The sequence below is a fragment of the Pseudomonadota bacterium genome, assembly GCA_039815145.1.
In the GTDB taxonomy this organism is placed as follows: Bacteria; Pseudomonadota; Gammaproteobacteria; order Steroidobacterales; family JBCBZW01; genus JBCBZW01.
In genome coordinates, this window is record JBCBZW010000264.1 from 1 (window position 1) to 3,075 (window position 3,075).

Below are 3,075 nucleotides of genomic sequence, written 5' to 3' on the forward strand. Positions count from 1 at the left end.
AGCACCGTTGGCCTCGTGCTCGGCGAAGCGACGGGCGACGTCCGTGGCCACCCCCGTGTAAATCTCGCCGGAGGCGCAGCGCACGAAATAGATGAACCAAGGGCGATCAGCCGCCGCCGTGGGCGCACGCGCCTTCTCCATCCGATTTCACCTTCCATGACTCCCCGCCTGGCCAATGGTACCGACCTCGAGCGGTCGACGGTGTGGGAACGCACCCTCATAGCACGCGTTTGCCCCCTTAGCCGCTTGCGCACACCGCCCCCCTGGAGGGTAGACTCCTAGGAGGGTCCGAAGACTACCGTGAACATAAGGCGGCACACCCCGCCGAGGAGATCTGGATGGCACGTTTCCCGAAGGTGCAGCGACCGTGCCCCCTGAACGTCGACCCCAAGACCGACGTCCGGGCTGGTGTTTGCCGCCACTGCGAGCGTCAGGTGGTGGACCTCAACGCGATGTCCGATACGCAGCGAGAGGCGTTCGTCGCGGGCTGCGATGCGCCGGTCTGCGTGTCCTACTCCATTCCCGTGAGCCGCGTCGTCGCAGCGTCGGTGGCGGGGGCGATGCTCGCCAGCCAACCCCTCGCCGCCCAGGAGAGCGCTGACGAGGGGTCGCCGATCGCCCCTATGGCGGCGTTCGCCGCCGAGGTGGAGTACTGCGATGAAGAGATCGTGACCATCGGCGGTATCGAGGATGGCAAGCGAGTCGAGTACATCGACACGGCGCAAGATCTGGCGATTCCCGCACTGCCCGTCACCTACGAGAATGAATCGGTCCCCGCCGCTGATCCCAACGCCCCCGCGAAGTCGCCCTGAGGAGCTCCGCCATGGCCATCTTTCCAGTGATCGAAAGCCCCTGCCCCTTGAAGTCGCGCCTGCGCTCGCATCTCGACAGCAACGACGTCTGCCGCCTGTGCCATCGCCAGGTCGTCGACCTCACGCCCATGAGCGACGATGAACGTCGCGCCTTCGTGAGCGGATGCGAAGGGCCCACGTGCGTGCGCTACAGCTTGCCGCTCAAGGAAGCTCTGGTGGCGTCGCTGGCGAGCGCCGCCCTCAGCGGCGTGCCCGCCGCGGCCCAGGAGTTTTCGCCGGGACCCGCTGCGCCCGACCCCCTTGGAGCGTTGGTGCAGGCGGAGGACGTCATCGACTGCGACGATTGGGAAGACATCGTCGTCATCTCCGCCGGCGGCATCAACACCTCGCCGGACCACGCGGTGGAGTACGTCGACACAGCGGAGGATCTCGAGATCCCCGAGCTGCCCGTCACTTTCGAAGACTCCGCAAGTGGTGGGCTCGCGAGCGAGGCCGGCGACAAGCACACCAAGCGGACGCGCTAGTCCGTCGGTCGCTGGCGCACCTCGGTCATCGCCGAGGTCTCGAGCAGGGCCGCCACCTGGTGCCCCGCGTGGATCGACCGCGGGTCACCATCACCCACCGAGAACGCCAGGTGGGTGGAATCGAATCCGTCCAGGGCAGCATCGTAGCTGCGCCATCGCCCATCGACGTAGGCCGCCACCCAGGTGTGGGGCATGAAGGTGTGGCTACGCCCGTGGTAGAGGGCCCGCGAGTACACCAGTCCACTGAGCACCTTGGTCGGGATGCCGGCGGCGCGGCCCAGGGCGGCGAGCAGCGCGGCCGATTCCGTGCAATCCCCTCGGCGATAGCGCCACACCTCGGCCGCGGAGAGATGGCCCGCGAAGTCCAGGGTCTCCAAGCGCCCGATGGTGACATTGACCAACGCGCGCATCACCGCCGCATCGTTCGAGTAGCGGCGAGCCGCCTTCAGCGCTGCCCGGCGCAGGGGCACGTAGTCGGTTTCCAGCCAGAAGGTGGGCGCAAGGGCCTGCTGCAGGTAACCGTCGCTGGTGGGCAGGCCGGCACCGCAGGTCGCGCAGACGTCGAGCTGCACCGTGCCGTCTGGAAAGCTCACGCGTTGCTCGCCCGTGTCAGGCGGTACGAGGTCGACGGAGGGCACCTTGCGTTCGAAGTTGAAGCGCAGGTGCTTGTCCAACGCGCGCTTGGGAATGCGGTAGGGGGACCGGTAGCGCACCGTGTCGATGAGCTGGGGCACCTGCCCGGCGAAGCGTTCGCCCTCCTTCGCAGGGTCCAGGCGCAGGCCGCTGCCGATCATCGGCTGCTCCGTGCCGAGCAACTGGCCTGCGTCGTCGATGCGGAAGAAACTGATGCTGCGCAGTGCGTCGCCTCGATAGGTGAGACGGCGCACGCGGCGCCCCCCGTCCGCCTCGACGCCGCCCATCGTATAGCTGACAGTCTCGATCGCTGGGGCCGACAGATCCAACGCGCTGAATCGCACTTCGTCCTGCGCCTTCGGGTCCCAGCGCGCCAGCAGCGCGGCTCCGTTGTCGAAGCGAAGATCGGCGGGTCGCGCCAGCACCGCCGACTGCACCTGCCCCGCACCCTGGCGCGAGAGGCGGATCTGCTCAGGGCCGACCTCCGCGCGGATCGTCTGCCGTACGGCCCCAACGCGGGTCTGTCGCTCGATTTGCACCACCGTGCCGTCCGCGAGCGACGTGTCGATGCGCTTCTCTTCGAGAGTCTGGGTGGGGCGACCTTCGCTGCGCACGGTGATCACCTGGCGCCGGATCGTGCGACGGCTGCCCTCGATCTCCTCGACCGAGTGCTCTCGATAGCCCAACGGCTGCCCATCGGCCGTACGCAGGACGAAGCGGTCGGTCACCTCAGCGTGCACGCTCGCCAAGCAGAAGACACCGCCCAGGGCAAGCGCACACCGCGCGGCGAGCAGAGGGCTCACAGATCGCCGTGTCCCAAGGGGCATGGGGCAGTCACTCTCCGAATCAATGCGGTTTCCTGGAGCATAGCCCTGACGCTCTCCAGGGCAAAGCGCGATCCCCTCGGCACGGATGCGGGCAGGCGACCGCCGGCTAACGAACGGTGGTAACGTGACGCTAATGAGCCCCGTGCACGAGTTCCGCGTTCGTCGCCTTCCCGAGCTTGGCCTCGAAACGGTCCGTGCGCGCAGCGCGCGGCGCTTCGATCGCCACACCCATGAGCAATTCGGAATCGGCATCGTGACCGAGGGCGCCCAACGCTCCGC

At 67.7% G+C, this 3,075-nt stretch carries 4 protein-coding genes; 2 read left to right on the plus strand and 2 right to left on the minus strand.

Annotated features, from left to right (window positions below; all coding sequences use genetic code 11):
- Positions 1–141 (minus strand): GIY-YIG nuclease family protein (locus AAF184_25540; GenBank protein ID MEO0425719.1); only part of this gene is annotated, 141 nt, incomplete at its 3' end.
- Positions 142–338: 197 nt separating this feature from the next.
- On the opposite strand from AAF184_25540, the gene AAF184_25545 reads away from it, so the two are divergent.
- Positions 339–812, plus strand: a complete 474-nt coding sequence (locus AAF184_25545) for a hypothetical protein (protein MEO0425720.1) — start codon at positions 339–341, stop codon at positions 810–812.
- A gap of 11 nt (positions 813–823) precedes the next feature.
- Positions 824–1,336, plus strand: a complete 513-nt coding sequence (locus AAF184_25550) for a hypothetical protein (GenBank protein MEO0425721.1) — start codon at positions 824–826, stop codon at positions 1,334–1,336.
- Here the strand turns inward: AAF184_25550 and AAF184_25555 are convergent.
- Positions 1,333–2,772, minus strand: a complete 1,440-nt coding sequence (locus AAF184_25555; protein MEO0425722.1) for a transglutaminase domain-containing protein — start codon at positions 2,770–2,772, stop codon at positions 1,333–1,335. The two genes, AAF184_25550 and AAF184_25555, sit on opposite strands and share 4 nt — an antisense overlap.
- Positions 2,773–3,075: the final 303 nt, after the last annotated feature.